Genomic DNA, 23485 nt, shown 5'->3' on the forward strand with positions numbered 1-23485 from the left:
TATGGCAGCGAAGACGGCCGGGGCGGGCCTCGAGGAGCGGTGGCGGGACATCCTGGGGGTGCACGCGCGCACGACGTGCGAGATCGACCGCGTGCTGCATCCGTACGGTCTCGGCGCGAGCGACTTCGAGGTGCTCGACCTCCTCGCCGCGAAGGCGCCCCGACAGGGTGACCAGTGCCGTGTGCAGGACCTGCTGGAACAAGTGCACCTCAGCCAGAGCGCCCTGTCCCGCCTCATCGGCCGGCTGGAGAAGGACGGCCTGGTGGAACGCTCCGTCTGCGTGGAGGACCGGCGCGGGGTGTGGGTCGCCCTCACCCGCAAGGGCCGCGACCTGCACACCGAGGTGCTGCCGCTCCAGCGGGAGGTGCTGGAGCGCATGCTGGGCGACTGAGCACCCGCGGCCGGACGGCGATCCCGTGACGTCCGCGTCGGCGCGAGCAGGCGGGCACGCTTGAGCGGCCGCGGTCGGCCGAAGGGCGGCGCACCCCCGTACGACCGTCCGCGGCCGGTGCGCGGTCCGCGGGGACGCCCGGCCTCGGCAGGGCCCGCGGCTCACCGCGCCAGCAGGGTGCGCACTCCCTCCGAGGTGAGCGTCAGCGGGTGGTCGCCGGCCGCGTCGATGGAGAGCGACAGCTCCCCGTCCGGCCACTGCGCGGCGAGCGCGCCGAGCGGTACCAGACGGTAGCGGTCGATCCCGGGCAGCAGGTCGGCCATCTCCGGCTCGGAGGTGAACACGGGCACGACGGGCGTGCCGCCGGGCTGCTCCAGCACGGGCAGCGCCAGCGTGCTGGGGTTGGTGACGTCCTCGTCGGTGGCGTCGTCCGGCACGGGCACGAGCACGTCGCAGTGCGCGAGGGTGTCCAGCGCGGTGGCGTCCCCGGTGTCCCGGGCCAGGGCGTCCAGCGCCTGCGCGGCGGGAGTGGCGTCGGGCTCGTGGGCGGGTGTCTGCATGACAGCTCCCCGGATAGCGGCGGTCGGACGGCCGGGTACGGGCGGACATGCGTGCGGACCCGGTCCGGCCTCGCGTACCCGGCCCGCGGGAGCTCAACCGTGGCGACGCCCTGTCGGTGCCCGGGGATCCGGGCGCGGGCTCACCCCGTCCGCAGCAGTTCCGCGATCGTCGTGACCCGGACCAGCGGCCCGTAGAGGTCCATGACGTGCAGGGCCTCGGCGTGCGAGGCGTCGTCGACGCCCGCGCAGGCGTCGGCGACGACCAGCACCTCGGTCCCGGCGTCGGCGGCGGCGAGGGCCGTGGACAGCACGCAGCGGTCGGTGCTGACGCCGGCCAGGACGAGCCGTCCCTCGTGCGCCGTGCGCGCGGCGAGACGCGCGGTCCACTTCCCGAACGTGGGGGCGTCCAGCACGTCACGGGCCAGGGGCGCGAACTCGTCGACGAGGCGCCACAGGGGCGCGTTCGGGGGCTGCCGGGCGAACGGCCAGCGCTCGTAGTAGGCGCGCCAGGCGCCGGTGGGCTCCCGGGGCGCGACGAAGCGGGTGAAGACGACGCGGTCGCCGAAGGACCGCAGCAGCCGTCGTACGCCTGCCGCCGCCCCGGCGAACCGGGGGACCGCCCAGGGGCTCGCAGGGTCGGCGAAGACGTGCTGCATGTCGATGGCGGTGAGCAGGCCGGCCGGGGTCATCCGCATGTCGCCACCTCCCTGGCCGGACCCGCGCCCCGGCCTCCCGCGGACGGACGCCGCCACCGGCCGGTGCGGGGGTGCCGAGGTGCGCCGGTGGGGGTGTCGGCGTGGGGGTCGTCCGTCATCGTCGGCCTGTCTGTTCGGTCCTGTCGGTCGCCGGTCCTGTCGGTCGTACGGTCCGTCGAGCCTGCCGGTCCGCCGGTCGTGTCGATCCGTCCCGTCGGGTGAGGGGCGCGAGGGGTCGTGGTCACCCGTGACACTCCTACCCGGCACGGCCCGCCGTCGATCCATGCCGCGGGCCGCCCGGGCGAGGGGCCACCGACGACGCCAGGAGCGCTGTGAGTCCGGTCGCACTCCGTCCCCGCACCACCGCGATCTCCCGCAGAGGCCAACTCCCTGCGAAATCAGAGCAGTTGAGCAAGGAGCAGCTCCGCCGTCGGCTCCGCACCCGCACCCGACCGCGTGGCCGTGCGGTCGGGCGCTTGAAGGGCCGGATCATCAGCGGGTTAGCATATGAGCGCCACCTAGCTCGAAAGAGATACCTGTGACTGTCAACGAGGACTCGTTCACCAACTGGAAGAACCGCGAGGAGATCGCGGAGTCGATGATCCCGATGATCGGCAAGCTCCACCGGGAGCGGGACGTCACGGTCCTGCTGCACAGCCGCTCCCTGGTGAACAAGTCGGTGGTCAGCATCCTGAAGACCCACCGCTTCGCCCGGCAGATCGCCGGCGAGGAACTCTCGGTCACCGAGACGATGCCCTTCCTGCGGGCCCTCACCACGCTCGACCTCGGCCCCTCGCAGATCGACATCGGCATGCTCGCCGCGACCCACCGGGCCGACGACCGCGGTCTGTCGGTGGAGGAGTTCACCGCCGAGGCCGTCGCCGGCGCCACGGGCGCCGAGAAGATCGACCGGCGCGAGCCGCGCGACGTCGTCCTCTACGGCTTCGGCCGCATCGGCCGCCTCGTCGCCCGCCTGCTCATCGAGAAGTCCGGCTCCGGCAACGGTCTGCGGCTGCGTGCCATCGTCGTGCGCGGCGACGCCGGGCGGGCCTCCGAGGACCTCGTCAAGCGCGCCTCGCTGCTGCGCCGCGACTCCGTCCACGGCCAGTTCCAGGGCACGATCACCGTCGACGAGGCGAACAACAAGATCGTCGCCAACGGCAACGAGATCAAGGTCATCTACGCCGACGACCCGACCACGGTCGACTACACGGCGTACGGCATCAAGAACGCCATCCTCATCGACAACACCGGCAAGTGGCGCGACCGCGAGGGCCTGTCCAAGCACCTGCGTCCCGGCATCGACAAGGTCGTGCTGACCGCGCCCGGCAAGGGCGACGTCCCGAACATCGTCCACGGCGTCAACCACGACACCATCAAGCCGGACGAGCGGATCCTGTCCTGCGCGTCCTGCACCACCAACGCGATCGTCCCGCCGCTGAAGGCGATGGCGGACGAGTACGGCGTGCAGCGCGGCCACGTGGAGACCGTGCACTCGTTCACCAACGACCAGAACCTGCTGGACAACTACCACAAGTCCGACCGCCGGGGCCGGTCCGCGCCGCTGAACATGGTCATCACCGAGACCGGCGCCGCCTCCGCCGTCGCCAAGGCGCTGCCCGACCTGAAGGCGCGGATCACCGGCAGCTCGATCCGGGTCCCGGTGCCGGACGTGTCGATCGCGATCCTCAACCTCCAGCTCGCCCGGGAGGCCACCCGCGAGGAGGTGCTGGACCACCTCCGCGAGGTGTCCCTGACCTCGCCGCTCAAGCGCCAGATCGACTTCATCACCGCGCCCGACGCCGTCTCCAGCGACTTCATCGGCTCGCGCCACGCGTCGATCGTCGACGCCGGTGCCCTGAAGGTCGAGGGCGACAACGCGATCCTCTACCTCTGGTACGACAACGAGTTCGGCTACTCCTGCCAGGTCGTCCGCGTCGTCCAGCACGTCTCCGGGGTGGAGTACCCCACCTACCCGGCGCCGAGCGCCTGACCGACGGTCCGGCCCGCCCGGTCGGGGGCGGGCCGGACACGGCCCCTCAGGCCGACTCCGTCTCCGGGCGCCCCGGCGCCGACCAGTGGGTGTGGAAGACACCGGGACGGTCGGTACGGCGGTAGGTGTGGGCGCCGAAGTAGTCGCGCTGCCCCTGGAGCAGCGCGGCGGGCAGGCGGTCGGCGCGCAGCGTGTCGTAGTGCGCGAGGGCCGCGGAGAACGCGGGGACCGGGATGCCCCGCCGGGCGGCGGAGGCGACGGTCTCCCGCCACGGCACCTGCGCCTCGGCGATCTCGGTGGCGAACCGCTCCTCCGCGAGGAGGCTCACCAACTCCGGGTCGGCGGCGTACGCGGTGCGGATGCGGTCCAGGAAGGACGCGCGGATGATGCAGCCGCCGCGCCAGATCCCGGCCACGGCGCCCAGGTCGATCTTCCAGCCGTACTCGCCCGCCGCGTCCTGGATCATCTTCCAGCCCTGGTCGTAGGCGATGACCTTCGACGCGTACAGGGCGTGCTCCACCTGAGAGGTGAAGCGCGCGGCCTCCGTCCGGCTGAGCGGGGACGCGGTGCCGCCGGGCAGTCCGGCGTAGGCGGCCCGCAGGTCGCCCTGGCCGGAGGCGGCGCGGGCGAAGGTGGCCTGGGCGATGGCGGTGACCGGCGAGGCCAGGTCCAGCGCCGTCTGCACGGTCCAGCGGCCGGTGCCCTTCTGCCCGGCGGCGTCCGCCACCACGTCCACGAACGGGGCGCCGGTGGCGGCGTCGGTGTGGGCGAGGACCTCGGCGGTGATCTCGATCAGGTAGGAGCCGAGCCGGCCCTCGTTCCAGGTACGGAAGACGCCGGCGATCTCGGCGGGGGTGTATCCGGCGACCTGGCGCAGCAGGTCGTACGCCTCGGCGATGAGCTGCATGTCGGCGTACTCGATGCCGTTGTGCACCATCTTGACGAAGTGCCCCGCCCCGTCGGTGCCGACATGGGCGGCGCAGGGCTCGCCGCCGACCCGCGCGCTGACGGACTCGACGATCGGCCCGAGCACGGCGTAGGACTCGGCGGAGCCGCCGACCATGATCGACGGTCCGTTGAGCGCTCCCTCCTCGCCGCCGGAGACGCCGGCGCCGACGAAGTGGAGGCCGCGCTCCCGCAGGGCCTCCTCGCGGCGGCGGGTGTCGGCGAAGTGCGCGTTGCCCCCGTCGATGATCATGTCGCCGGGCTCCAGCAGCGGGGCGAACTCGTCGATGACCGCGTCCGTGACGGCACCCGCCTGCACCATGATCATCACACGGCGGGGGCGTTCCAGCGCGGCCACGAACTCCTCGGCCGACTCGGCCGGGACGAACGCGCCCTCGTGCCCGAACTCCTCGACCAGCGCGCGCGTGCGGCCCACGCTGCGGTTGTGCACGGCGACCGTGTGGCCGTGGCGGGCGAAGTTGCGCGCGAGGTTGCGGCCCATCACGCCGAGGCCGGTGACGCCGATGGCAGCGGTTGCGTTCATGAGGTACGTCCCTTGTATCGGTGGCGCGGTCGGGGCGGGCGGCCCCTCGTGCCACCAGGTACGGCCCGCGGGCCGGTTCTTCTCGATACCGGGGCGGTTCTTCTCGATGCCGACGACGTGTGCGCCGTCGGCCGCGGCGGCTTCCTCGGCTTCGGCGAGCGCCCGCGCGTGCGTGGATGAGCTGGGGATTCGTCGTGGAGTGCGGGCAGGCAGGGAGCGCGGGCAGGCAGGGACCCGTGAACCTGCGGACACTCCGAAGTCTCGTGCGCCTGACGAACGCCAGGACCCGCTCACCCGCCTCCCCGGCTTCCCCGCCTGCTCCCCCGCCGCCGTCCGGGCTGAGGCAGGTCGCCGGTGTTGAGGAGAAACCGCCGTTCGGGGGCGGTCGGGCCGGGGCATGCTCGCCTGCGGGGGTGGCCGTCCCCGTGCGGTGACGCACCGCGCACCGGGCAGGCGGCTCTGGAACGAGGGGGAAGATTCCGTGGCGTGGACGAGTGAGGAGTTCGGTTCGTCCCACGAGGGCATCGCCGGCGCGGTCCTCGCCGACGGCAGCGAGCCCAAGGCGGTGCTCCTGGACTTCGGCAGCGGCGCCGACGGCGGGCTGGAGACCAGTGAGTGGTGGGCGTACGACGGACGGTTGCGCCGTCCGAGGGCGGCCGGCTACCGCGCGGCGTGCGCGTGCGGCTGGCGCGGCGAGACCCGGCCGATCGACTGGGAGCGGGTGCCGGAGGACCGGCCGTACGACCTGGACACCGGGCCCGCCCACGGCGACTGGGTCGAGCACCTGCGCGCCGTGGAGCGTCGGACCGTACCGCTCCCCGACGAGCTCACCGACCTGATCGAACGGTTGGAGCACCATCTGGTCACGCTGGTGGACCAGGCGCCGGTGGCCGCCCTGAGAGCGGTGACCGCGCTGGAGCGCCTCCTTCCCGGCATCGGGCGGGAGGCGGCCCAGGCGGTCCGGGACGACGAGCTGTCCTGGGACTCGGTCGGCACCGCGCTGGGGATCGGCCCGGAGCGGGCCCGTTCCCTCCTCACCCGCTATCTGCTGCATCGCTGAGGCCATGGGCGGGCGGGGCGGTGATGCCCACCCCGGTGTGCCGGGGGCGGGGGCGGTGCTGGAGGCGGTGCCGGAGGTGTCGGTGCCGGGGGGAAGCCGTCGGGGGCCGCCGCCGGTGGCCCCGCGGTCGTGTCCGGCCGGATGTGGCCGAAGCCACGCCTTCGATGAGGGTTCGGCCATGTCCGTCCGCGGGGGCCGCGGGCTACCGTTTTTCTCCAGCCTTTCCCCGTACCCGTTCGGACGGCCTTCAGTGCGCGCAGACCTCTCCCCCCTCATCGCGGCGACCTCCCAGTGGCTGACGCGGGCCTATCCGGCCTCCGGCGGAGCGCTGGCCTCCGCCCTGTGCGAGGTGCAGGCGCGCCAGGCGGTGACCGTCGCCGCGTGGCTGCGGTACCCGACCGTGATGGACGCGGCGCTGGTCGGCATGGCGGGCCCCGGGGGATCGGGCCGGCTGGACTGGATCAGCGGGACGGACGGCCGGGACGGCGAGGAGGGGGAGGAGGCCTGGCGCAGCTGGGTCGACGAGGTCGTGGCGAGCTGGGCGGCCTGTCTCCTCACCGACCCGGACCTGGCCGCGCTGGCCGTGGCCGGCCTCGACGGCGGTGACCACACGACCGGCATCCCGATGGAGTTCCGCCGTCTGGTCGCGCCCGACGCCCGCGACCGCCAGGCGGCGGCCCTGCTCCGCCACCCCGACCTCCTCGCCCCGGTCGCCCACCTGCACCGGGACCAGCTGCTGCACCTCCTGGGCCCTGGCCAGGCCCTCATCGCCTGAGCCACGGCGGCCCGACAAGGCCGGTGCCGACAAGACGGCACGCTCGCCGTCCCCCACGAGGCGGCCGTGCCGGTCGCAGCCGTCGACGAGCGGCTGTGACCAGCACGGCTACGACCAACACGGCTGCGAAGCACGCCTACGACTGGCCGGAGGGAACCGTCGCGACCAGCGACTTGAACAAGTGCACGTCTGCATGTCCTCCGGGGATGCCGAGGGTCCGACCGGTCTCGACATAGCCGTGGCGTCGGTAGAAGCCAGGCGCCTGGAACGTGAAGGACGACACGGCGACTCGATCACAGCCCCGTCGTCGTGCCTCGGCCTCGGCCGCCCGCAGGATCCTGCTGCCCCACCCTTCCTCGCGGCTGTCGTCGCGCACCCACAGAAGATCGATGCCGCACAGGCCGCCCCAGGTCCAGGCGGCCAGTCCACCGACGAGCTCACCCGCCTCATCGGCGACCTTGACCGAGAAGCTGCCGCGGTCGGCCGCACCGGTGGCGACCGTGTTGAAGGCGATCAGTTCCTCGGTCAGCCGGTCGTTGAGCTCGGTGTCGCGTTCGCCGATGATCAGGGTCGGGCCGAAGTCGTCAGTCGTCACGGCGCGGAGTATGTCAGTCGGGCCGGCTCCGCAGCGAACGAGAACGACTCGACCCCGGTAGCCAACCGCCCCGTTAGCCAACCGCCCCGTTAGCCACCTGCCTCGGTAGCCACCTACCCCGGTAGCCACCTGCCTCGGTGGTCACCCACCCCCCACCCCGACAGACACCCGGCCCCGGAAGCGAAGCACCCGGCCCCGATGGCACCGGCGTGCTCAGGCCGCCGCCCCCAAGGCTTCGCGGCGTGTCGTCTCCTCGCCCGGTGCCGGGAGGGTCACCGTTCGGGGGGTGCGGCGGGTGCGCAGCAGGAAGCCCGATCCGATCGTGCCGGCGATGAGGAGACCGCCCGCGGCGAGGGCGCCGCGGGCGCCGGCCAGTTCCATGAGGAGGCCGAGGGCCGGCAGACCGCCCAGGCTCCACACCGTACCGATGCTGCTCCACACACCGAGCACGCGTCCCCGCAGGTGGGGCGGCGGGTCGGTCTGCAGGACGGCCGTACCGGCGGTGTCGGAGACGGACTCCACCACGGCCATGGGCAGAACCATGATCAGCAGAATGGTCAGGGACGGCGACAGACCCGCCACCACCTGGAGCAGCCCTCCCGCGGCGGCCAGCGCGCCCACCACCCGGACCGAGGGTTTGCGCAGCCGGGCGCCCAGGACCGCGCCGAGGATGCCGCCGACGGCGAGCACGGTGGAGACCGTGCCGAAGGCACCCGGCCCGCCCGCGAGCGGCCCGGTGACGAGGACGGCGAGGGTGAGCCCGTAGTTCCGTCCGAAGACGCCGCTGATCCCGGTGATGGAGGCGAGGGCGACCAGGCGGGGCCGGGTGGCGAAGAAGCGCAGGCCCTCCCGCACGGTCAGGTCGGCACGGCGGCCCGTGCCGGAGTCCACGCGGCCGGCGGCACGCCGGTCACGCTGGGACGGGACGACTAGCCGGCCGGCGTCCGTGCCGCCGGCCGCGCCGGGCGCCGGGCGCAGGAAGGGGATGACCGCCGTCACGAAGAGGAACGACAGCCCGTTGGCCCCGTACGCGGCCGCCGTGCCGAGGAAGCCCACCGTCACACCGGCCAGCGCCGTGCCGGCGAGCCGCCCCGCGTTGTAGACCAGCGCCCCGACGCCGATGGCGGACGGCACGTCCTCCCGGGGCACGAGGTCGTTGCCCAGCAGGGAGCAGGCCGGTCCGTCGACGGTGGCGATGGTGCCGGTCAGAGCGGCCAGCACCATCAGGGACGTCATGTCGAGCCGGTCCAGCGCGACGAGCACGGCCGTGGTGAAGGCCACGGCACCCAGGAGCGCCTGGCTGACCGCGGCCGTGAGCTTGCGCGGCCAGCGGTCGACGGCCGCGCCGCCCAGCAGGCTCATGAAGAGGGCGGGGGCGGCCTGGACGGACATGGACAGGCCGGTCGCGGCGGCGGAACCCGTGATCTGGAGGACGAGCAGGTTCTGGACCGTGAGCTGCATCCAGGTGCCGGCGTTCGACATGAAGTTCGCCACCGACCACCAGCGCATGCTGCGGTACCTCAGGGACCGCCACGGCGAGCGCGACGCCTTCCCGGCGGAGCCGGGGGCAGAGGCGAGGGCGGAGGCGGGAGTGGTGTGCGGGGCAGGGGAGGGCGCGGAGGCGGAAGACACAGAGCGGTACCCGAGGGGCGAGGCGGTGGTCACAGGGGCGGCGGAACCGGGGAACGCCGGCTGCGCTGCGCGGCCACTCCACCTAGTCGGTTACGGCGCGGACCATCGTGGCAGACGGGGCGGGTCGGACGGCGCCGGCACCTCCCGCGGCACTCCCGCCGGGAACCCCAAGTCGCCCCGGTCGCGGGGCGGTTGCCGGGTCGAGTGTGGTTGCTCACAAGCCCGTGGGCGCGCCCCTCGCACGGGACGGTCACCGCGCCACGGGTCGGTCACCGCGCCCCAGCACACATGCGGGCGCGGCCCCGTCCGCCACCCCACCGACGGGTCCGCCATCGCGCCGCCCCGTCCCCGCCATCGCGTCAACCCATCCGCCACCCCGCCGACGGGTCCGTCGCCACGGCGACGGACCCGGGACGTCTGCGCGCGCTCGGGGGCCGGTCTCAGCTCTTCTTGCCCCGCCCGGTCAGCGCGTCGCGCATCCGGTCGACGAGGCCGAGGCCCGGCGCCAGCATCTTGTTGGCCGGCGGCTTGTCCGGGGCGGCCGGGTGGGGCCGCGTCGGCGCCGTCTTCTTCGCCTGGCGGACCTTGTCGCCCAGCTCGTCGAGGGCGTCAGGAGGGCACGCGGCGCGCAGCCGGGGGAAGAGGTTGCCCTCCTCGTCGGCCACGTGGTCGCGGATCTCGGTCATCAGCATCCTGATCAGCCGGTCGAACTCGGGGTCGTCCGCGTCGCAGCCCTCGAGGTCCTTCATGATCTGCTCGGCCTTGGCGTGGTCCTCCAGCTCCTTGTCGGCGATGGCGTCCCCGCCGGGCACGTGCTCGCGCACGGCCGGGTAGAGGTAGGCCTCCTCCGCCACCGAGTGCCGGACCAGCTCCATCGTGACCTGGTCCGCCCGCAGCTTGCGGTCCTTGTGTCCGGACGGCAGCGCCTCGATCTTGCCGAAGAGCTCCTCGACCTCACGGTGATCGGTCACCAGCTCGTCGACGACGTTCCCACCATGACCCATGTCCTTCACCTCCAGCCTGGGCACGACGGCTCCGGTCGCACCCACCTCGGGCCCGAGTGCCCCGCGGTGCCGGGCCGACACCCGGGACGGGACCGGTTCGCCCGGGCGGACCGGCCGTGGTGCCGGCTGGTGCAGGTCGGAGCCGGTCGGAGCCGGAGCCGGTCGGTGCCGGTCGGTGCCGGTCGGTGCCGGTCGGTGCCGGAGCCGCTGGGTCAGGAGTCGCGCACCGGCGGTGCGTGAGCACAATAGGAGTCAACGTGTGAAAGCTACTGGCACGGAGACTCCGTGCCGGTGCCGTCGGGAAAACGGCGGTCGGGCCGGGACGGTGCTGCGATCGGCGGCAGGAACCGTCCGGCCCGTGCCCTCCCTGTCCTCCCTGTCGTCACTGCGTCGCGTGCCGCACCGGACCCCGCCGCGCTGCTCAGCGTCTTCCGGATGCGGCTGAAGGGTGTCCCCCATGACCGAAGCCACCTCATCCCTGCCCTGGCGTCGCGCCGTGGTCACGGGCGGTGCCGGCTTCCTCGGCAGCCACCTGTGCGAGCGGCTGCTGGGTTCGGGAGTCGAAGTCGACTGCGCGGACAACCTCGTGTCGGGTTCACGTGTGAACGTCGCCCACCTCCAGGACCACCCCGGCTTCCGGTTCGTGGAGTGCGACGTCTCCGCGCCGGACTGCGCCGACCGCCTGGCCGGGCCGTACGACCTGGTCCTGCACTTCGCCTGTCCCGCCTCCCCCGCCGACTACCTACGGCTGCCCCTGGAGACGCTCGACGTGGGCAGCCTGGGCACCCGCGCCATGCTGGCCGTGGCGGAGCGCGACGGGGCCCGCTTCCTGCTCGCGTCGACGTCCGAGGTGTACGGCGATCCGCTCGTGCACCCGCAGCGCGAGGACTACTGGGGCAACGTCAACCCGGTCGGGCCGCGCAGCGTGTACGACGAGGCCAAGCGGTTCTCCGAGGCCCTGGTCACCGCCCATGTGCGGGTCCGGGACGCCGACGCCGGGATCGTCCGCCTGTTCAACACCTACGGGCCGCGGATGCGGGCCCACGACGGCCGCGCCGTGCCGACCTTCGTCTGCCAGGCGCTGGCCGGCGAGCCCCTCACGGTGGCGGGCGACGGCAGCCAGACGCGGTCCCTGTGCTACGTCGACGACACGGTGGACGGAATCCTGCTGGTCGCCGCGAGCCACTCGGTGCGGCCCGTGAACATCGGCGGCACCGACGAGGTCACGGTCCGTGACCTGGCCCGCCGGGTGGTGGAGCTGACCGGGTCGTCGTCCCGCATCGAGTTCGTCGACCGTCCCGTCGACGACCCCCAGCGGCGCCGCCCGGACACCACCCTCGCCCGGGAACTGCTGGGCTGGGCGCCGAAGGTGCCCTGGGAGGAGGGGATCAAGCACACGATCGCCCACTTCGCCGCGACGCGGCCGCCGGCCCGGGAGCCGGCACCACAGGTCTGACGTCGTCCCCCCGACGCCTTCCCCCACGCCGCCACGGAGGCACTGCATGCGTGTCCTGGGTATCAACGCCCTCTTCCACGATCCCGCCGCCGCCCTCGTCATGGACGGCAGGATCGTGGCCGCGACGGAGGAGGAGCGCTTCAGCCGTCGCAAGCACGGCAAGCGGCCGCTGCCCTTCTCCGCCTGGGAGCTGCCCGAGCTGTCCGCCCGCTGGTGCCTGGACCGGGCCGGGCTCGACCCGTCCGAACTGGACGCGGTCGCCTACTCCTACGACCCCGAACTCGCCCGTCCCGCCGACCTGCTGGGACTGCACGACCCGTGGGACCACCTGCGCCAGGACTACGCGCGGCGCGCCCCGGAGTTCCTCGCCGAGGCCCTGCCCGGACTCGACCCGGCCAAGGTCCGCTTCGTCCCCCACCACGTCGCCCACGCCGCCTCGGCCGGCCAGGCCTCCCCCTACCCGGACTGCGCCGTCCTGGTGCTCGACGGCCGCGGCGAGTGCGGCTCCCATCTCGCGGGCCGCTACGCGAACCGTGAACTCACCGTCCTGGACGCGCAGTCGCTGCCGGACTCGATGGGCCTGTTCTACGAGGACCTCACCCAGCACCTCGGATTCCTGCGCAGCAGCGACGAGTTCAAGGTGATGGCCCTCGCCTCCTACGGGAAGCCGCGCTTCCTCGACGCGTTGCGCGCGTACGTCGGGCTGGACGGCGGGGGCGGCTTCCGGGCCCGTACCGTGCCGTGGGCCTCGCTGGTGGCGCCGCGTCCGGCGGACGCCCCGTGGACGCGGGACCACGCCGACCTCGCCGCCAGCGCCCAGGCGTGCCTGGAGGAGGTGCTGCTCGGACTGGCGCGCCGACTGCACGAGCGGACCGGTGAGGCCGTCCTGACGCTGGCGGGCGGGGTGGCGCTCAACTGCGTGGCGAACACCCGGCTGTACCGGGAGGGGCCGTTCGAGCGGGTCTGGGTGCAGCCGGCGGCCGGCGACGCGGGCACGGCGCTCGGCGCCGCCCTGCACGTCGCCCACCAGAAGGAGACGGTGGAGGCCATGCCGACGGCCGCCCTGGGCCGCGGCTGGAGCGACGCCGAGCTGCGCGCCTGGCTGGAGCGGGCGGCCGTCCCCTACGAGGAGCCCGACGACATCGCCGAGACCGTCGCCGAGGAGCTGGCCCGGGACGGTGTCGTGGCCTGGTTCCAGGGCCGCAGCGAGTACGGCCCCCGGGCGCTCGGTCACCGGTCGCTGCTGGCCCATCCCGGGCGGGCGGAGAACCTGGAGCGCCTCAACGCGGTCAAGGGGCGGGAGGAGTTCCGCCCGGTCGCCCCCATGGTGCTGGCGGAGCGGGCGGCGGAGCTCTTCGACGGGCCGCTGCCCAGCCCGTACATGCTCTTCGTGCACGACGTCGCCGCCGAGTGGCGGGGGCGGATCCCGGCCGTCGTCCACGTGGACGGCACGGCGCGGATCCAGACCGTGGACCGGGCCGAGGAGCCGCTGGTGGCCCGGATGATCGAGGGCTTCGAGCGGCGGACGGGTCTGCCGGTGGTGGTCAACACCAGCCTGAACACCGCGGGCCGGCCGATGGTCGACGATCCGCGGGACGCCCTGGAGTGCTTCGGGTCGGCGCCGGTGGACCTGCTGGCGCTGGGGCCGTTCGCCGTCCGGCGGAAGAAGGTGTTCGCATGAGGGACGCGTCCGGGGTGCCGGGCGCCCCCGTGCCCGGCGCCCCCGTGCCCGGCGCCCCCGTGCCCGGCGCCCCCGCGTACTCGGTGGTCGTGCCGACGGTCGGGCGGCCGTGCCTCGCCGACTGCCTGCGCGCGCTGGCCGCGGCCGCCGGTCATCCGCCCGAGGAGGTCGTCGTGGTCGACGACCGCCCGGAGCCCGACGGCGGGCTGCCGCTGGAGGCGGCCGGCGTCCTGCGCGAGCGGGTCCGCGCCCTGCGTACGGGCGGACGTGGTCCGGCGGCCGCCCGGAACGCGGGCTGGCACACGGTGGGCACCCCGTGGACGGTCTTCCTCGACGACGACGTGCGGGTGCTGCCGGACTGGTCCCGCCGCCTCGCCGAGGACCTCCGGGCGGCCGGCGCGACGACCGGCGGCATCCAGGGGCGGCTGACCGTGCCCCTGCCCGGGGACCGCAGGCCGACCGACTGGGAGCGGGGCACGGCCGGGCTGGAGCGGGCCGCCTGGGCCACCGCCGACATGGCCTACCGTACGGCCGCGCTGACCGCCGTCGGGGGCTTCGACGAGCGGTTCCGGCGGGCCTTCCGTGAGGACGCCGACCTGGCGCTGCGGATGCGGGGGGCCGGCTGGACCCTGCGGCGCGGCAGCCGCACGACCCGGCACCCGGTCCGCCCGGCCGACCGCTGGGTGTCGGTGCGGGCCCAGCGCGGCAACGCCGACGACGCCCTGATGAACCGGCTGCACGGCCGCGACTGGTGGAGCCGCGCCGAGGCCCCGCGCGGGCGGCTCCCCCGGCACGTGCTGGTGACGGCCGCCGCGCTCGCCGCGACCGCGTGCGCGGCGGCCGGCCGCCACCGTGCCGCGGGCCTGGCCGGCGCCCTGTGGACGCTCGGCACGGCCGAGTTCGCCCTGGCCCGGATCGGCCCGGGGCCCCGCACCCGCCACGAGATCGGCACCATGCTCGCCACGAGCGTGGTCATCCCGCCGCTCGCGGTCGGCCACTGGCTGCACGGCACGGTGCGGCACCGCGGGGCCGTGCCGGTGGGAGGCCGGCCGTGAAGCGGGCGGCGGCCGTCCCCGCGGCGGGGCCCGGCGCGCGCCGCCCGGTGCGGCTGCGCCCGGTCCGTGGCCGCGTCCCCGTGGGCGCCGTCCTCTTCGACCGGGACGGCACCCTCGTCGAGGACGTCCCCTACAACGGCGATCCCGGCCTGGTGCGCCCGATGCCCGGCGCCCGGGAGGCCCTCGGCCTGCTGCGGGCGCGGGGCGTCCCGACCGCGGTGGTCAGCAACCAGTCGGGCATCGGCCGCGGGCTGCTCACGGACGCCGACGTCCGGCGGGTCAACGAACGGGCGGACGCTCTGCTCGGCGGCCTGGACGCCTGGGTGTACTGCCCGCACCTCCCCGACGACGACTGCGCCTGCCGCAAGCCCCGGCCGGGTCTGGTGATCGAGGCGGCGCGGCGGCTGGGCGTGGCCCCCGGCGCCTGCGTGGTGATCGGCGACATCGGGGCCGACGTCCTGGCCGCCCGTGCAGCGGGTGCCCGCGCCGTCCTCGTCCCCACCCCGGCGACCCTGCCCGCGGAGATCCGCACGGCCCCCCTCACCGCCCCCGACCTGCTGACGGCGGTCCACCTGATCCTGACGTCCGGTGCCCGGACGGACGCCCCCGCCCGCGCTCCGACGGCAACGGGGACCCCACTGACCGAGCCCCCCGGCGACCGGCCACCCCGGACCGCCGGGGCGCGGGACCACACCCCGGCCGAACCGACCGAGGCACCCGGCCACTGGCCACTCCGCACCACCAAGACGCGGGACCACACCCCCACCGACCCCACCCAGCCGCTCCAGGCTGCCCGAACCCGGGACCACACCCCCGCCGAACCGACCGAGGCACCCGGCGACCGGCCACGCCAGACCGCCGGGGCGCGGGAGGACACTGCGGCCAGGGCTACGAGGGCGCGGGAGGACACCGCGGCCAAGGCGACCGGGGCGTGGGGAGGCCGGTCGTGAAGGCACTGGTCGTGCGCCTCGACAGCTTCGGCGACGTGCTGCTCGCCGGGCCGGCCGTCCGCGCGGTCGCGGCGCGCTGCTCCCGGGTGGCGATGCTCTGCGGTCCGCAGGGCGCGCCGGCGGCGCGGCTGCTGCCCGGCGTCGACGAGGTGATCGTGTGGGAGGCGCCGTGGGAGGGCGTGCGGCCGCCCACGGTCCGGGAGGCCGACGTCGAGGGTCTGGTGCGGCGGCTGCGGGAGGGCGCGTTCGGCGTCGCGCTCGTCCTCACGTCGTTCCACCAGAGCCCCCTGCCCACGGCCCTGGTGCTGCGCCTGGCGGGCGTCGGGCGGATCGGCGCCGACAGCGTCGACCACCCGGGCAGTCTGCTGGACGTACGGCACCGGCGGCTGCCCGGCCGGCACGAGGCGCAGGCCGCGCTCGACACGGCCGCGGCGATGGGCTTCCCGCCGCACGCCGGGGACGACGGCCGGCTGCGGGTGCTGCCGCCGCCCGATACCGTCGCGCTGACCGGCAACGGGCCCTACGTCGTCGTCCACCCCGGGGCGAGCGCGCCCGCCCGTGCCTGGAGTCCCGGACGCTGTGCCGAGGCGGTGGCCCTGCTCGCCGAGGCCGGGCACCGGGTGGTCGTCACCGGCGGTCCCGGCGAGGCGGACCTCACCCGGCGGGTGAGCGGGGACACGGCGGTGGACCTCGGCGGCCGGACGGATCCGCGCACCCTGGCGGGCGTGCTGCGCACCGCCGACGTCGTGGTGTGCGGCAACACCGGCCCCGCCCATCTGGCGGCGGCCGTCGGCACGCCGGTGGTGTCGCTGTTCGCGCCCGTCGTACCGGCCGAGCGGTGGGCGCCGTACGGCGTGCCGAGCGTGCTGCTCGGCGATCAGCGGGCGCCCTGCGCGGACAGCCGGGCCCGGCACTGTCCCGTGCCCGGCCATCCGTGCCTGGAGGAGGTCACGGGCCGGGACGTGGTGCAGGCGGTGCGGAAACTCGTCGAGGAGCGCGCATGAACATTCTCGTCTGGCATGTACACGGCTCATGGCTGACGTCGTTCGTCCAGGGCCCGTACGACTTCCTCGTCCCGGTGACACCGGAGCGCGGACCGGACGGGCTGGGGCGGGCCAGGACGTGGGACTGGCCGCCGTCGGTGCGCGAGGTGGGCCCGGCCGGGCTGCGCGAGGCCGGCATCGACCTCATGGTGCTGCAACGCCCGCACGAGCTCGGCCTGGCCGAGCAGTGGACGGGCCGCCGGCCCGGCGTCGACGTGCCCGCCGTCTACGTCGAGCACAACAGCCCGCACGGGTCGGCCGACAGCACCCGTCACCCCCTCGCCGACCGCACCGACATCCCGCTCGTGCACGTCACCCACTTCAACCGGCTGATGTGGGACAACGGCCGCGCGCCGACCACCGTCATCGAGCACGGCGTCATCGACCCCGGCCATCTGTGGACGGGCGAGCGGCCCCGGGCCGCCGTCGTCGTCAACGACCCGGTCCGGCGCGGCCGTACCACCGGGACGGACCTGCTGCCCCGGTTCGCCCGCACCGTGCCGCTGGACGTCTTCGGCATGCGCACCGAAGGCCTCGGCGGCCGGCTGGGCCTGCCGCCCGACCGCTGCCGCTGCCGGGACCTGCCGCAGGGCGACCTGCACCCGGCGATGGCCCGCTGCCGCCTGTACCTGCATCCGGTGCGGTGGACGTCGCTCGGGCTCTCCCTGCTGGAGGCCATGTTCCTGGGGATGCCCGTGGTCGCGCTCGACACCACCGAGGTGCGGGAGGCCGTGCCCGCGGGAGCCGGGGTGGTCTCCAACCGGTTCGACGTGCTGGAGGACGCCGTCCGCCGCTTCACCGCGGACCCGGCGTACGCCCGCGCGACGGGGGAGGCCGCCCGGGCCGCGGTACAGGCCCGCTACGGAGAACGGCGTTTCCGCGACGACTGGGAGCGCCTGATCAAGGAGGTCACCCGATGAGCCCCAGCCACCCGACGGCCGGCCGCGTCGCCATGGTCTCCGAGCACGCCAGCCCCCTGGCCGAGCTCGGCGGCCCGGACGCGGGCGGGCAGAACGTGTACGTGGCCCGCCTCGCCGGCCGGCTGGCCCGCAGGGGCCACGAGGTCGCCGTCTACACGCGGCGTGACGACCCCCGGCTGCCGGCCCGGGTCACCACGCCGGACGGGGTGAAGGTGGTGCATGTGCCCGCCGGACCGCCGGCTCCGATACCCAAGGACGAACTCCTGCCCTACATGCCGGAGTTCGGGGCGTGGCTGGCGCGGGAGTGGGGGGCGGAGCCACCCGATGTGGTGCACGCCCACTTCTGGATGTCGGGGATGGCGGCGCTGGCCGGGGCGCGCGCCCTGGGCGTTCCCGTGGTGCAGACGTACCACGCGCTCGGCACGGTGAAGAAGCGGCACCAGGGCGCCGCCGACACCAGTCCGCCGCAGCGCGTCGCGATCGAGACGGCGGTCGGCCGGGAGTGCGCCGGCATCGTCGCCACCTGTGCGGACGAGGTGTCCGAGCTGGTCGCCATGGGCCTGCCCCGCGACCGCATCTCCGTCGTCCCCTGCGGGGTGGACCCCACGCTGTTCGCGCCGGTCGCCGGCGCCCGCCGGCCCGCCTCCGCGCCGCGCCGGCTGCTGTCGGTCGGCCGGCTCGTCCCGCGCAAGGGCTTCGACCGGGCGATCCGCGCCCTGGCCGACGTGCCCGACGCCGAGCTGTTCGTCGCGGGCGGGCCGGAACCGGCGCTGCTGGGCGCCGAACCGGAGGCGGAGCGGCTGCTCGCCCTCGCCGAGGAGTGCGGGGTCGCCGACCGGGTGACGCTGCTGGGCGGGGTGCGCCCGGACCGGATGCCCGGGCTGATGTCCGCGGCGGACGTCGTGCTGTCGCTGCCGCGCTACGAGCCGTTCGGGATCGTGCCGGTCGAGGCGATGGCCTGCTGCGCGCCCGTCGTCGCCTCCGCCGTCGGCGGCCAGCTCGACACCGTGGTGGACGACCTCACCGGCGTCCTGGTGCCCCCGGACGACGACCACCACCTCGGCGCGACCGTCCGTGCCCTCCTCGACGACCCGCCCCGGCTCGCCCGGTACGGCGCCGCCGGCCGGCGCCGTGTCCTCGCCCGCTACACCTGGGACCGCGTCGCCGACGGCGTGGCCCGGGTCTACGGCGCCGTGTCCTCCGTCCCCTCGCTCTCGGGAGTCGTCCGATGAAGAGCGTCACCGATGTCCCCCACTGCGACGACCTGATGAAGGCGCTCGAAGGGTTCCGCGAGTACGCCTCCCCGGTGCTGCGGCGGTGGGGTGCCGGCCTCGCCGGCCGGCTGGCGGCGGGGGCCCGGCTGCTGGTCGCGGGCAACGGCGGCAGCGCCGCCCAGGCCCAGCACCTCTCCGCCGAGCTGGTCGGCCGCTACCGCGACGACCGCCCGCCGTTCTCCGCGCTCGCCCTGCACGCCGACACCTCCGCCACGACCGCGATCGCCAACGACTACGGCGTCCAGGAGATCTTCGCCCGGCAGGTCACCGCGCACGGACGGGCCGGGGACGTGCTGATGCTGCTGTCCACCAGCGGCGCCAGCGAGAACCTGCTCGTCGCCGCGGAGGAGGCCCGTCGTCTCGGCCTGACCGTGTGGGCGTTGACCGGTCCGGCGCCCAACCCGCTGGAGGGGGCCGCGGACGGGGCGGTGTGCGTGGCGGCGGCGGCCGCCGCCACCGTGCAGGAACTGCACCTGGTGGCCGTCCACATGCTCTGCGAGTCCTTCGACCTGACGATCGAGCGGCGCGCCGCGGTGGAAGGACGGCACCCGGCCGTCGACCGGCGGCGCGCCGCCGTCGAGAGGCAGCGCCCGGCCGCCGGGCAGTGGCCGGCCGCGGCGGGGAAGGACGGCGCATGAGTGCCCCGGCCCCGCTGCTCGTCGTGGGGGACGCGCTGCTCGACCACGACCTGTGCGGGCGGGCGGACCGGCTGGCTCCCGACGCGCCCGTCCCGGTCGTCAGCGGGGCGCGGCGCGCCTCCCGGCCCGGAGGGGCCGCCCTCACGGCCGTCCTCGCGGCGGCCGACGGCCGGCCCGTCACCCTGGTCACCGCGCTCGGTGACGACGAGGCGAGCGGGACGCTGGTGGCGCTGCTGGCCGACCGGGTGCGCCTGGTGCGGCTGCCGCTGACCGGGACCCTGTCCAGCAAGACCCGGGTCCTCGCGGAGGGCACGCCGCTGCTGCGCCTGGACGACGGGGAGGGCCGGGCCCTGGAGGCGACGGAGGAGGCGCGGCGGGCGGTCGAGGGGGCCGGTGCCGTCCTCGTCGCGGACTACGGCCGGGGCGCCGCCGGGGTCCTGCGCGAGGCGCTGGCGGCCGTGGCCGCGCGGGTGCCCGTCGTCTGGGACCCGCACCCGCGCGGGGAGCGGCCGGTGCCCGGCGTGCGGCTCGTCACCCCGTCCGCGAGCGAGGCGCGGGCCTTCGCCGGCGGTGAACCGCCCGCCGGCGCGAGTGCCCTGCGCACGGCGGCGCGGGACGCCGAGACCCTGGTCCGCACCTGGCGGGCGGCGTCCGTGGCGGTCACCCTGGGCGGGCGGGGCGCGCTGGTGTCGCACGGCGGGACGCCGCTGCTGGTGCCGTCGCCGGTCACGGCCGAGGGCGACGCGTGCGGGGCGGGCGACCGCTTCGCCGCCACCGCCGCCGGATGCCTGGCGGACGGCGGGCTCACCGAGACCGCCGTGCGGGAAGCCGTGCACGCGGCGACCCGGTACGTCGCCGAAGGGGGCGTCCGCTCCCTCGCAACGGCCCCGGACCCCTCCCCGCCCACACCCGTGCCGGCCGACGGCGGACCGACGCGGGACGCCGACGGCGGACCGACGCGGGACGCCCTGCGCACGGCCGCCCGGGTCCGGGCCGCGGGCGGGACCGTGGTCGCCGCCGGCGGCTGCTTCGACCTCCTGCACGCCGGCCACGTCGCACTGCTCCAGGCCGCCCGCCGCACCGGGGACTGCCTGGTGGTGTGCGTCAACTCGGACGCGTCCGTGCGCCGCCGCAAGGGCGGCGGACGGCCGCTCGTGCCGGTGGCGGACCGGATCCGGGTGCTGCGCGCGCTGGAGTGCGTGGACGCGGTCGCCGTGTTCGACGAGGACACCCCGGAACGGCTGCTCGCCGAGCTGCGCCCGCACATCTGGGCGAAGGGCGGCGACTACGCCCTGGAACGACTGCCGGAGGCGCCGCTCGTGGAGAGCTGGGGCGGGCAGGTCGTCCTCCTCCCCTACCTGGACGGCCGTTCCACCACGGGCATCGCCGCGAGGGCGGCCCGGTCGCCGCGGCCGTCCGGCCCGGCCCCGGAACGGGAGCGCGGGTGACGACGCGACCGCGGCTGCTGGTGCTGCGCGCGCTGGGCCTCGGCGACCTGCTCGCCGGGGTGCCCGCGCTGCGGGGCGTGCGCCGGGCCTTCCCCGGGCACCGGGTCGTCCTGGCGGTGCCCCCGGCCCTGCGCGAGGCCGCCCTGGCCACCGGGGCGGTGGACGACGTCCTGCCGGCCGAGGCCCCGCACCGGGGTGTGCCGTCGCTGGACCACTGGCCGGGACCGCCCCCGGACGTCGCGATCGACCTGCACGGCAACGGCCCCGCCAGCCGTGACGCGCTCGCCGCCCTCGCCCCGGGCCGGCTGCTGGCCTTCGCCCAGCCCGACCCCCCGCCCCCGGTGTGGCGGCCGGACGAGCACGAGCGCGCCCGGTGGTGCCGGTTCCTGCGGTCCTACGGCATCGCCGCCGACCCCGACGACGTACGGCTGCCCGCCCCGGCCGGGGCCTCCCCGGCGCCGGGTGCGGTGGTCGTCCACCCGGGCGCGGAGTCCGCCGCCCGCCGCTGGCCGGCCGAGCGGTACGCCGCCGTCGTGGGCGCGCTGCGCGCCGCCGGCCACCGTGTCGTGGTCACCGGCGGTCCGAAGGAGGACGCGCTGGTCCTGGACGTCGCCGCGCGCGCGGGGCTGCCGGGGCGGGAGGTGCTGCGCGGCGGGCTGCCGTTCGGCGCGCTGTCGGCGCTGGTGGCGCGCGCCGCGCTGGTCGTCAGCGGTGACACGGGGCTCGCGCATCTCGCGGTGGCCCACGCGACGCCGTCGGTGACGCTCTTCGGACCGGTCTCCCCGCGTCTGTGGGGCCCGCCCCGCCGCGCCCGCCACATCGCCCTGTGGAAGCCAGGACCGCCCGGGGACCCGCACGGCGCCGTGCCCGATCCCCGGCTCCTGCGCATCCGGGCCGACGAGGCGACAGCCGCCGCCCTGGCGCTGCTGGCTCCCGGCCGGCCGGCCGCCCCGCCGCACCAGGAGGAGGAAGCCCGTGTCCGCTGAGCCCCTGTCCGTCGAACCCGTCCGCGAGGGGGCGCCGGACGACCGGATCACGGTGGCGGTGATCACCCGCGACCGGCGGGCCGGCGTCCTGCGGACCCTCGACGCCCTGGCCGCGCTGCCCGAGCGCCCGCCCGTCATCGTCGTCGACAACGGTTCCGACGACGCCACCGTCGAGGCGATCCGGCACCACCCGGCGGCCCCCCTCGTCCTCAGGCCGCACCGCAACACCGGCGCGGTGGGCCGCAACCTGGCCGTACGGCACGCCACCACCCCGTACGTCGCGTTCAGCGACGACGACTCCTGGTGGACGCCGGGCGCGCTGCGGCGGGCCGCGGACCTGCTCGACGCCCACCCCCGGCTGGGTCTGGTGGCCGCCCGCACCGTGGTCGGCCCGGGCCGGGCGGAGGACCCGCTCAACGCCGTGCTCGCCGCGTCGCCGCTGCCGTACGAGGCCGATCTGCCGGGGCGTCCGGTGCTCGGTTTCCTGGGATGTGCCTGTGTGGTGCGCCGGGAGGCCTTCCTGGGGGCCGGCGGCTACCATCCGCTGCTTTTCTTCGGCGGCGAGGAGACCCTGCTCGCCTACGATCTCGCGGCGGCCGGCTGGGGGGTGACGTACGAGCCCGCCCTGACGGCCTGTCACCACCCGGAGCCGGGCGGCCGCGCCGGGCGGCTCGCCCGCGTGCGCCGCAACCATGTGCTGACCCTCTGGCTCCGCCGACCCCTCGGGGTGGCGCTGCGCGCCACCGCGCGCCTCGCGGCCGCCGCGGCCGCCGGTGAGCCGGGGGCCCGCCGCGCCCTGGGGGAGGTGGCCGTGCGGCTGCCCGCCGCGCTCGCCCGGCGCAGACCGCTGCCCCCGGCGGTGGAGCGGGCGGCCCGGCTGCTGGACCGGCCCGGCGCACCCGGCGGGCCGGCGTGAACGCGGGCGCGGAGGACGCCCGGACGACGGTGGTGGTCATCACCCACAACCGGCGCGCGGAACTCCTGCGCACCCTCGCGCGCCTGCGGGAACTGCCCGAGCGGCCCTCGGTGATCGTCACCGACAACGGCTCGACCGACGGCACGGCCGCGGCGGTCCGGAGCGCCTTCCCCGGGTTCACGCTGCTGGAGCCGGGCCGCAACCTGGGCGCGGTCGGACGCAACCTCGCGGTGCGCCGGGTCCGGACGCCGTACGTCGCCTTCTGCGACGACGACACCTGGTGGGAGCCGGGCAGCCTGCGGCGGGCGGCCGACCTGCTCGACGAGCGGCCGCGCCTGGCCGGCGTCACGGCCCGCATCGTCGTGGAGCCCGGCGGCACCGAGGACCCCGTCGTCAAGGAGCTGCGCGAGTCGCCCCTGACCGGGCCGGACTCCCTGCCGGGGCCGACCCTCGGCTCCTTCCTCGCCGCCGCCACCGTCCTGCGCACCGACGCCTTCCGGGCCGCGGGCGGCTTCCATCCCGGGCTGTGGCTCGGCGGCGAGGAGGAACTGCTGGCCACCGATCTGCTGCGGCAGGGCTGGTGGCTGAGCTACGTCGAGGAACTGACGGTCCATCACCAGGCGTCGGTGCTCCGCGACAGCACGGCACGCCGGATCCTGGGCATCCGCAACACCCTCTGGTTCACCTGGCTGCGCCGCCCGCTCGTGCCGGCCCTGCGGCGCACGGCCCACCTGATGGCCACCGTCCCCCGCGACGCGGCGTCGGTGCGCGCCTTCGCGTACGCGGCCGCGGGTCTGCCCTGGGTGCTGCGGCAGCGTTCCCCGGTGCCGCCGGAGATCGAGCGCCGGCTGGCGGCGCTGCAACGGGCCCGCCGGTCGTCGACGGCCCGCCGGTACGTGGGGTGAGGCGGTACGGGGGGGGTGG

Annotated in this window: 22 protein-coding genes; 16 read left to right on the plus strand and 6 right to left on the minus strand. The window is 75.7% G+C overall.

Annotation, left to right across the window (positions count from 1 at the left end):
- Position 1 precedes the first annotated feature (1 nt).
- Entirely contained in the window at positions 2 to 391 is a 390-nt protein-coding gene (locus tag ACFYWQ_RS13985; protein ID WP_389516080.1) for a MarR family winged helix-turn-helix transcriptional regulator, read from the plus strand.
- Positions 392 to 552: 161 nt separating this feature from the next.
- On the opposite strand, the gene ACFYWQ_RS13990 is transcribed toward ACFYWQ_RS13985, so the two are convergent.
- Complete coding sequence (locus ACFYWQ_RS13990; protein WP_389516082.1) at positions 553 to 951, minus strand: SseB family protein; 399 nt, start codon at positions 949 to 951, stop codon at positions 553 to 555.
- 140 nt (positions 952 to 1091) lie between these two features.
- Complete coding sequence (locus tag ACFYWQ_RS13995; protein ID WP_389517379.1) at positions 1092 to 1640, minus strand: cysteine hydrolase family protein; 549 nt, start codon at positions 1638 to 1640, stop codon at positions 1092 to 1094.
- A gap of 544 nt (positions 1641 to 2184) precedes the next feature.
- Here ACFYWQ_RS13995 and ACFYWQ_RS14000 point away from each other — a divergent pair.
- The gene (locus tag ACFYWQ_RS14000) at positions 2185 to 3639 is read left to right on the plus strand and encodes a glyceraldehyde-3-phosphate dehydrogenase (RefSeq protein WP_389516083.1); all 1455 of its coding nucleotides are present in this window, start codon (positions 2185 to 2187) and stop codon (positions 3637 to 3639) included.
- Between the two features lie 46 nt (positions 3640 to 3685).
- Here the strand turns inward: ACFYWQ_RS14000 and gndA are convergent, their stop codons facing one another.
- Positions 3686 to 5128, minus strand: a complete 1443-nt coding sequence (gene gndA / locus ACFYWQ_RS14005) for an NADP-dependent phosphogluconate dehydrogenase (RefSeq protein WP_389516085.1) — start codon at positions 5126 to 5128, stop codon at positions 3686 to 3688.
- Between the two features lie 481 nt (positions 5129 to 5609).
- Between gndA and ACFYWQ_RS14010 the strand changes: the two genes are divergently transcribed.
- Complete coding sequence (locus tag ACFYWQ_RS14010; protein WP_389516087.1) at positions 5610 to 6188, plus strand: hypothetical protein; 579 nt, start codon at positions 5610 to 5612, stop codon at positions 6186 to 6188.
- 250 nt (positions 6189 to 6438) lie between these two features.
- Positions 6439 to 6963, plus strand: a complete 525-nt coding sequence (locus ACFYWQ_RS14015; RefSeq protein ID WP_389516089.1) for a hypothetical protein — start codon at positions 6439 to 6441, stop codon at positions 6961 to 6963.
- A gap of 136 nt (positions 6964 to 7099) precedes the next feature.
- Here ACFYWQ_RS14015 and ACFYWQ_RS14020 read toward each other — a convergent pair whose 3' ends face one another.
- The 3 genes from ACFYWQ_RS14020 to ACFYWQ_RS14030 all read right to left on the minus strand — a co-directional run bounded on the left by ACFYWQ_RS14020 (position 7100) and on the right by ACFYWQ_RS14030 (position 10194).
- Positions 7100 to 7558 (minus strand): GNAT family N-acetyltransferase, encoded by a 459-nt coding sequence (locus tag ACFYWQ_RS14020; protein ID WP_389516091.1) that lies wholly within the window; start codon positions 7556 to 7558, stop codon positions 7100 to 7102.
- Between the two features lie 213 nt (positions 7559 to 7771).
- Complete coding sequence (locus ACFYWQ_RS14025) at positions 7772 to 9067, minus strand: MFS transporter (RefSeq protein WP_389516093.1); 1296 nt, start codon at positions 9065 to 9067, stop codon at positions 7772 to 7774.
- A 563-nt stretch (positions 9068 to 9630) separates the two neighbouring features.
- Positions 9631 to 10194: a hemerythrin domain-containing protein gene (locus ACFYWQ_RS14030; RefSeq protein ID WP_389517381.1), complete on the minus strand. Its 564-nt coding sequence runs from the start codon at positions 10192 to 10194 to the stop codon at positions 9631 to 9633.
- A gap of 457 nt (positions 10195 to 10651) precedes the next feature.
- Between ACFYWQ_RS14030 and ACFYWQ_RS14035 the strand changes: the two genes are divergently transcribed.
- Genes ACFYWQ_RS14035 through ACFYWQ_RS14090 form a run of 12 tightly spaced genes read left to right on the plus strand, consistent with a single transcriptional unit; the run spans position 10652 to position 23466 of the window.
- Positions 10652 to 11650 (plus strand): NAD-dependent epimerase/dehydratase family protein, encoded by a 999-nt coding sequence (locus ACFYWQ_RS14035; protein ID WP_389516095.1) that lies wholly within the window; start codon positions 10652 to 10654, stop codon positions 11648 to 11650.
- 46 nt (positions 11651 to 11696) lie between these two features.
- A complete protein-coding gene (locus tag ACFYWQ_RS14040) occupies positions 11697 to 13331 on the plus strand; it encodes a carbamoyltransferase (protein WP_389516097.1) in 1635 nt (544 codons plus the stop codon).
- A complete protein-coding gene (locus ACFYWQ_RS14045; protein ID WP_389516099.1) occupies positions 13328 to 14386 on the plus strand; it encodes a glycosyltransferase family 2 protein in 1059 nt (352 codons plus the stop codon). The genes ACFYWQ_RS14040 and ACFYWQ_RS14045 overlap by 4 nt, the downstream gene beginning before the upstream one ends.
- Positions 14383 to 15336 (plus strand): HAD-IIIA family hydrolase, encoded by a 954-nt coding sequence (locus ACFYWQ_RS14050; RefSeq protein ID WP_389516101.1) that lies wholly within the window; start codon positions 14383 to 14385, stop codon positions 15334 to 15336. The genes ACFYWQ_RS14045 and ACFYWQ_RS14050 overlap by 4 nt, the downstream gene beginning before the upstream one ends.
- Entirely contained in the window at positions 15333 to 16340 is a 1008-nt protein-coding gene (locus tag ACFYWQ_RS14055) for a glycosyltransferase family 9 protein (RefSeq protein WP_389516103.1), read from the plus strand. Before ACFYWQ_RS14050 ends, ACFYWQ_RS14055 begins: the two co-directional genes overlap by 4 nt.
- Positions 16337 to 17299: a glycosyltransferase gene (locus ACFYWQ_RS14060; RefSeq protein ID WP_389516105.1), complete on the plus strand. Its 963-nt coding sequence runs from the start codon at positions 16337 to 16339 to the stop codon at positions 17297 to 17299. Before ACFYWQ_RS14055 ends, ACFYWQ_RS14060 begins: the two co-directional genes overlap by 4 nt.
- On the plus strand, positions 17296 to 18531 hold the full coding sequence (locus ACFYWQ_RS14065; RefSeq protein ID WP_389516107.1) for a glycosyltransferase: 1236 nt from the start codon (positions 17296 to 17298) through the stop codon (positions 18529 to 18531). Before ACFYWQ_RS14060 ends, ACFYWQ_RS14065 begins: the two co-directional genes overlap by 4 nt.
- Complete coding sequence (locus tag ACFYWQ_RS14070) at positions 18528 to 19211, plus strand: SIS domain-containing protein (protein WP_389516108.1); 684 nt, start codon at positions 18528 to 18530, stop codon at positions 19209 to 19211. Before ACFYWQ_RS14065 ends, ACFYWQ_RS14070 begins: the two co-directional genes overlap by 4 nt.
- Positions 19208 to 20659, plus strand: coding sequence for a D-glycero-beta-D-manno-heptose 1-phosphate adenylyltransferase (gene rfaE2 / locus ACFYWQ_RS14075; protein ID WP_389516110.1), 1452 nt, complete (start codon positions 19208 to 19210; stop codon positions 20657 to 20659). Before ACFYWQ_RS14070 ends, rfaE2 begins: the two co-directional genes overlap by 4 nt.
- Positions 20656 to 21645, plus strand: a complete 990-nt coding sequence (locus tag ACFYWQ_RS14080; RefSeq protein ID WP_389516112.1) for a glycosyltransferase family 9 protein — start codon at positions 20656 to 20658, stop codon at positions 21643 to 21645. Before rfaE2 ends, ACFYWQ_RS14080 begins: the two co-directional genes overlap by 4 nt.
- Positions 21635 to 22561: a glycosyltransferase family 2 protein gene (locus tag ACFYWQ_RS14085; RefSeq protein ID WP_389516114.1), complete on the plus strand. Its 927-nt coding sequence runs from the start codon at positions 21635 to 21637 to the stop codon at positions 22559 to 22561. Before ACFYWQ_RS14080 ends, ACFYWQ_RS14085 begins: the two co-directional genes overlap by 11 nt.
- Positions 22558 to 23466, plus strand: a complete 909-nt coding sequence (locus tag ACFYWQ_RS14090; RefSeq protein WP_389516116.1) for a glycosyltransferase family 2 protein — start codon at positions 22558 to 22560, stop codon at positions 23464 to 23466. The genes ACFYWQ_RS14085 and ACFYWQ_RS14090 overlap by 4 nt, the downstream gene beginning before the upstream one ends.
- Positions 23467 to 23485 lie beyond the last annotated feature (19 nt).

The organism is Streptomyces sp. NPDC003247 (assembly GCF_042888135.1).
GTDB lineage: Bacteria > Actinomycetota > Actinomycetes > Streptomycetales > Streptomycetaceae > Streptomyces.